Origin of the sequence: Nonomuraea zeae (genome assembly GCF_005889725.1) — a bacterium.
Taxonomy (GTDB): domain Bacteria; phylum Actinomycetota; class Actinomycetes; order Streptosporangiales; family Streptosporangiaceae; genus Nonomuraea; species Nonomuraea zeae.
In genome coordinates, this window is the sequence record NZ_VCKX01000752.1 from 1 (window position 1) to 394 (window position 394).

Genomic DNA, 394 nt, shown 5'->3' on the forward strand with positions numbered 1-394 from the left:
ACCGCCACCACCAGATCGGCACCCCGATCCAGACACACCCCCACCACCGACTCAGCCCCGACACCCTCGCCGATCAAAACATGAGCCAGCCGATTCGCCCGCTCATCCAACTCGGCGTAAGTGACCTGCTCAGAGCCGACGAGCGCCACCGCATCCGGCCGACGCACCACCTGAGCCTCGAACAACTCCACCACCGGCACGCCGAGCCCATCGGCCGCCGTGGCGTTCCACTCCTCCACCACCCGACGCCGCTCGTGCTCCCCAAGGAGGTCAACCTCGCTCAGCCGTGTCCGCGTGTCGGTGCCGACGGTCTCCAACACCCGCACCCAATACCGCGCGATCCGCTCAGCCCACTCCGGATCGAACAGATCGGTAGCAACCGTCACCGACCCCC

1 protein-coding gene is annotated in these 394 nt (G+C 67.5%); it reads right to left on the reverse strand.

Going from position 1 to position 394, the window contains the following annotated elements; genetic code table 11:
• Positions 1-394: AMP-binding protein (locus ETD85_RS62750; RefSeq protein ID WP_138699160.1), on the reverse strand; the 394-nt coding region annotated here is incomplete at both ends.